This is a genomic window from Kitasatospora sp. NPDC059408 (genome assembly GCF_042751525.1).
Classification (GTDB): Bacteria; Actinomycetota; Actinomycetes; order Streptomycetales; family Streptomycetaceae; genus Kitasatospora.
In genome coordinates this window covers 82943-88136 of record NZ_JBHYWI010000037.1, presented here as the reverse complement: position 1 = coordinate 88136, position 5194 = coordinate 82943, and the positions used below count along the sequence as shown (strand labels likewise).

Below are 5194 nucleotides of genomic sequence, written 5' to 3'. Positions count from 1 at the left end.
AGCCCACCCCCTTTCGGTCGATGTGGTCAAGCTAGTGCACCCCACTGACAACGCAGCGTTCTCCGCCGCTTCGCGGCTCCGGGCCAAGGATGCATCCCTCCCCGGCTGAAGCCGGGGATACCCTGCAAGATCAGGGATGGGAGGGATCGACCCGGAGGCCGGCGATGCCGTCCTGCTGGTGCAGCCCGGCGGCCGCATCCCGTCCTTCGCCGTCATCGGGCCGCCGGGCACGCAGGGCCGGACGCTCTGGCGCTGGGGTCCGGACGAATCCGAGATCCCGGTCGAGTGGCACGTCGACCTGCAGCCGGTCGCCCCCGAGGTCGAGCGCTCGATCGACGACCAGGCGGCGTTCGAGCGGAGCCTGCGGGGCGAGGGGCCCGATGTCGAGATGCCCGGCGGCGAGGACCTGCACGACTACGTCGGCGGCACCGCCTGCTACCCCAACCTCTACGCGCGCGTCGACTCCCCCTGGCAGTTCCTCTTCAAGATCAGCGATGCCGGCGAGGGCGAGGACGATCCGTACTTCCTCAACTTCGGCTACGGCTACGGCTACGGCTTCGTCAGCCCCGACCACCGCGAAGGCCGCTTCTTCTGGGAGTGCTCCTGAGCACCCGTCCAGCCGCGCGGGTAGCCGGCCCCGCCGGCTCCCGCGCGGCCGCGGTCAGTACTCGCTGCTCGGGGCCTGGGCGGTGGGGCCGAGGTCGGGGTGGTCGCGGACTTCGAGGGCTTCGCCGTGGCGGTCGAGTTCGAGGACGAGGAGTTCGTTGCGGCCCGGACGCCACAGCGGGGCCGGGGCGTAGAGGGTGCGCTGGGGGCCCTCGGCGGTGTGGCGGCCCAGCAGGAAGCCGTTGAGCCACAGCAGGCCGCGGCCCCAGCCGGGCAGGGCGACGAAGGCGTCGGCGGGGGCGTCGACGTCGGTCTCGAAGCGGTGGAACGCCGGGTCGCCGTCGGTGAGCGCCACCGCCCCCGGCTCCTCCAGCCGGAGGGCGGCGAGGTCGTCCAGCGGCAGCGGCCGGATCTCCCACTCGAAGAGCAACTGGCCGTCGTGCGCGACGCCCCGCGTGATGCCCTTGCGGTCGTCCATGTTGGGGCCGTAGTTCACCCGCCCCAGGGCCTCGACCAGGATGTCGAGGACGGCGCCGCCGGGCCCGGTGGCCAGGGGCACCGTCGCCCGGGGGCTGTTGCGGTCCAGGACGCCGAGCGGGCGCCCGTCGGCGAAGACGTGGGCGCGGTCGGCGAGTCCGTCGATGCGCAGCGCCAGTTCGGGGCGCGGTCCGGGCACGCGGGTGCGGTAGTGGACCAGGCCGCGGGCCTGGCCGAGGCGTTCCATCGGTTCGGGGCAGGCCCGCCGTACCGGCGCCGACAGCGAGTCCAGGGCCGCGAGGAGCCGGGCCCGGCCCGTGGCCCGTTCCAGGCGGCGCGGGGCCAGGCGCGGTGGCGGGGCGGGCAGTTCGCCCTCCGGCAGGGGCACGTAGCGGCCGATGACCTCCCGCAGCGCGTGGAACTTCTCGGTGAGCTCGCCCGCCTCGCCGATCGGCGCGTCGTAGTCGTAGCTGGTGGAGGTGGGCTCGAACCCTGCGTCGCAGGGGTGGGCGCCGCTGTGGTTGGCGCCCGCCCACAGGCCGAAGTTGGTGCCGCCGTGGGCCATGTAGAGGTTGACGGAGGCACCGGTGGCGAGGAGTTCGTCGAGGGAGGCGGCGCTCTCCTTGGGGTCGCGCACGTGGTGCGGCTCGCCGAGGCGGTCGAACCAGCCGATCCAGAACTCCATCGCCGTCAGCGGCCCGGGCAGGGCGGACGCCTGGTGGCGGCGCAGCGCGGCGAGGCGTTCGGGCGCGCGGGAGCCGAAGGTGGCGGTGGCGAGGTGGCCGGGGATGGTGCCGCCCTGCTGCATGGTGTCGTGGGCGCCGTCGGCGGTGAACAGCAGGCAGTCCACGCCGCGGCGCACCAGGCCGTCGCGCAGGTGGCGCAGGTAGGCGCAGTCGCGCCCGTAGCTGCCGTACTCGTTCTCCACCTGCACCGCGACCACCGGCCCGCCCCGGCTCGCCAGCAGCGGCAGGATCTCGGGCACGACGGCGTCGAACCAGCCGTCCACCTCCGCGAGGTAGGCGGGCTCCGAGCAGCGCAGCCGCAGGCCGTCGACGGCGAGCAGGCGGGCGGGCAGGCCGCCGAAGTCCCATTCGGCGCAGATGTACGGGCCGGGGCGCAGGATCACGTCCAGGCCCAGGGCCTGCGCGGCGCGGACGAACCGGGCGACGTCCCGCCAGCCGGTGAAGTCCACCTCGCCGGTGGGGAGTTCGTGGAAGTTCCAGGGGACGTAGGTGTCGACGGTGTTGACGCCCAGCGCCCGCAGCCGGCGCAGCCGGTCCTCCCACTGGTCGGGGTGGACGCGGAAGTAGTGCAGGGCGCCGGAGACGATGCGGTGCGGCGCGCCGTCGCGCAGGAATCCGGAGGCGTCGAAGTCGAGCATGCGGGGGCCTTTCGCAGGGAACGGGCGGCCGGGTGCGTACGGACGATGATCGGTATGCCCAGGCCGCGCGCGGGCAATCAGATCTTCATGACGGACACGCACACCGGCACCGCCCGTGACCTCCTCGCCCTCGTCGGCGGGGCCGCCAACGTCACCTCCACCGCCCACTGCATCAGCCGCCTGCGCCTGGGCCTGGCCGACCCGGGCCTCGCGCGCACCCAGCGGATCAAGGACCACCCGGCGGTGCTCGGGGTCGTCGTGGACGGCACCTACCAGATCGTCCTGGGACCGGCGGCCGTCGACCGCGTCGCGCAGGCGTTCGAGCAGCTCGTGGCCACCGCCGCCCCGGCGGCGGGCACCGACGTTCCAGCAGTGGCCACCGCCACCCCGGCGGCGGCGGACGCCGACGCCCTCGCCGCCAGGGGAACAGCCCTCAAGGACGCCCGCACACGCCGCAACGCCACCCCCGGCAAGCTGCTCCTGCGCCGCATCGCCGACATCTTCGTCCCCCTCATCCCCGCCCTCATCGCCTGCGGCGTCATCGCCGGCCTCGGCGCCACCCTCAACTCCCTCGCCCTGTCCACCCACACCGCCGCCCTGACCGGCATCGTCCCCGTCACCACCGCGCTCTCCCAGGGCTTCATGTCCCTGATCGCCGTCTTCGTCGGCTACAACACCGCCAAGGAGTTCGGCGGCACCCCCGTCCTCGGCGGCGCGGTCGGCGGCATCGTCGTCTACCCGGGCGTCGCCGCCGTCACCCACACCCCCTTCGGCCACCTCAAGCCCGGCCAGGGCGGCGTCCTCGGGGCCCTCGCCGCCGCCGCGCTGTGCGCCGCGCTCGAACGGTGGGCCCGCCGATGGGTGCCCGACGCCCTGCAGATGCTGCTCGTGCCCACCACCGCCCTCGCCCTGTCCGGCCTGACCGCCCTGCTCCTCCTGATGCCGCTCGCCGGCCTCCTCGCCGACGGCATCGGCAACGGCGCCACCTGGCTCCTCGCCCACGCCGGCGCCGGCGCCGGGGTCCTCCTCGGCGGCACCTTCGGCACCCTCGTCATGTTCGGCCTCCACCAGGCCCTCATCCCCATCCACACCACCCTCATCGAGCACCAGGGCTACAGCGCGCTCTACCCCATCCTCGCCATGGCCGGCGGCGGCCAGGCCGGCGCCGCCGTCGCCGTCTACCTGCGCGCCCGCCACAACCCCTCGCTGCGCCGCGTCATCAGGTCCGCGCTGCCCACGTGCGTCCTGGGCGTCGCCGAGCCCGTCATCTACGGCGTCACGCTGCCGCTGGTGCGGCCCTTCGTCACCGCCGGGATCGGGGCCGCGGTCGGCGGCGCCGTCGTCGGCACGTTCGCCCAGCTCGGCCTGACCACCGGCTCCACCGCGATCGGCCCCTCCGGCCTCGTCCTGCTGCCCCTGCTCGACGGCAGCCACGGCATCGGCCCCGCCGTCCTCGTCTACACCGGCGGCTGGCTCACCGCCGCGCTCGCCGCCTGCGCCGCCACCTACGCCTTCGGCTTCACCCCGGCGATGCTCACCGCCCTCAACGCCCCGGCGGACGCGGCAGGCGGGGCAGGCGGGTCGGGCGGGCCAGGCGGGCCAGGCGGGACGGGCGGGGCAGACAGGGCAGGCGGGGCAGGCGGGGCCCCGGCCGAAGGCGCCCCGGCCGGATAGGGTCCGTGACGACGACCGGACGATCTTCGAGGAGTACCGCCATGAGTGCCGCCGTGCCCACCCCGCCCGCCGGTACGCCGATCACCAGGTTCGGCCTGGGCACCGCCGCCGTCGGCCGCCCGGGGTACATCAACCTCGGGCGCGACGCCGACCTGCCCGCCGGGCGCAGCGTCGAGGCGCTGCGCCGGCGCACCCACGAGCTGCTGGACGCCGCGTACGCCGCCGGGGTGCGGTACGTCGACACGGCCCGCTCCTACGGGCGCGCCGAGGAGTTCGTCGCGCAGTGGCTGGCCGAGCACCCCCGGGAGGCGGCCGACACGGTGGTGGGCAGCAAGTGGGGCTACACCTACACGGCGGGCTGGCGCACCTCCGGGGTGGCCGCGCACGAGGTCAAGGAGCACTCGACGGCGGTGTTCGACCGTCAGGTCAAGGAGACCAGGGCCCTGTTCGGGCGCCACCCGGACGTCTACCTCGTCCACTCCGTCACTCCCGACAGCCCCGCCCTCACCGACCCCGCCCTGCACGGGCGCCTGGCCGGACTCGCCGCCGACGGCGTGCGGGTGGGCCTGTCCACCAGCGGCCCCGACCAGGCCGCCGCGATCCGCGCGGCCCTCGCCGTGACGGTCGACGGGCAGCCGCTGTTCGCCGCCGTCCAGTCCACCTGGAACCTGCTGGAGACCTCCGCCGCCCCCGCCCTGGCCGAGGCCCACGACGCCGGCCTGCTCGTGGTCGTCAAGGAGGCGATGGCCAACGGCCGCCTCGCCGACCGCAACGCCACCGGCCCCGACACCGCCGCGTTGCGCGCCCTCGCCACCCGCACCGGCGCCACCTGCGACGCCCTGGCCCTGGCCGCGGCCGCCGCCCAGCCCTGGGCCGGCCTCGTCCTGTCCGGCGCCGCCACCCCCGCCCAGCTCGCCTCCAACCTCACCGCCGTCGCCCACCCCCTCACCCCGGACGACCTCGCGGCCCTCGCGCCGCTGGCGGGGCCGGCGGGGGAGTACTGGCGGGCGCGCGCGGGGCTGGCGTGGTCGTGAGGAACTGAGGGGTCGGGGG

The 5194-nt window shown here is 75.4% G+C and carries 4 protein-coding genes; 3 read left to right on the top strand and 1 reads right to left on the bottom strand.

Annotated features, from left to right (window positions below; genetic code table 11):
- Positions 1-136 precede the first annotated feature (136 nt).
- On the top strand, positions 137-607 hold the full coding sequence (locus ACFXDE_RS24200) for a hypothetical protein (protein ID WP_380496858.1): 471 nt from the start codon (positions 137-139) through the stop codon (positions 605-607).
- 54 nt (positions 608-661) lie between these two features.
- Here ACFXDE_RS24200 and ACFXDE_RS24195 read toward each other — a convergent pair whose 3' ends face one another.
- A complete protein-coding gene (locus ACFXDE_RS24195) occupies positions 662-2467 on the bottom strand; it encodes a beta-galactosidase family protein (protein WP_380496857.1) in 1806 nt (601 codons plus the stop codon).
- Between the two features lie 54 nt (positions 2468-2521).
- Here ACFXDE_RS24195 and ACFXDE_RS24190 point away from each other — a divergent pair, with 54 nt between their 5' ends.
- Both ACFXDE_RS24190 and ACFXDE_RS24185 read left to right on the top strand, forming a co-directional pair.
- Complete coding sequence (locus ACFXDE_RS24190) at positions 2522-4141, top strand: PTS transporter subunit EIIC (RefSeq protein WP_380496856.1); 1620 nt, start codon at positions 2522-2524, stop codon at positions 4139-4141.
- 41 nt (positions 4142-4182) lie between these two features.
- Positions 4183-5175, top strand: a complete 993-nt coding sequence (locus tag ACFXDE_RS24185) for an aldo/keto reductase (protein WP_380496855.1) — start codon at positions 4183-4185, stop codon at positions 5173-5175.
- Positions 5176-5194: the final 19 nt, after the last annotated feature.

Excerpts from the sequence above, each read along its gene's own strand:
- ACFXDE_RS24185 (WP_380496855.1), top strand. The coding sequence starts at position 4,183 with ATGAGTGCCGCCGTGCCCACCCCGCCCGCCGGTACGCCGATCACCAGG.
- ACFXDE_RS24190 (WP_380496856.1), top strand. The coding sequence starts at position 2,522 with ATGCCCAGGCCGCGCGCGGGCAATCAGATCTTCATGACGGACACGCAC.
- ACFXDE_RS24200 (WP_380496858.1), top strand. The coding sequence starts at position 137 with ATGGGAGGGATCGACCCGGAGGCCGGCGATGCCGTCCTGCTGGTGCAG.
- ACFXDE_RS24195 (WP_380496857.1), bottom strand. The coding sequence starts at position 2,467 with ATGCTCGACTTCGACGCCTCCGGATTCCTGCGCGACGGCGCGCCGCAC.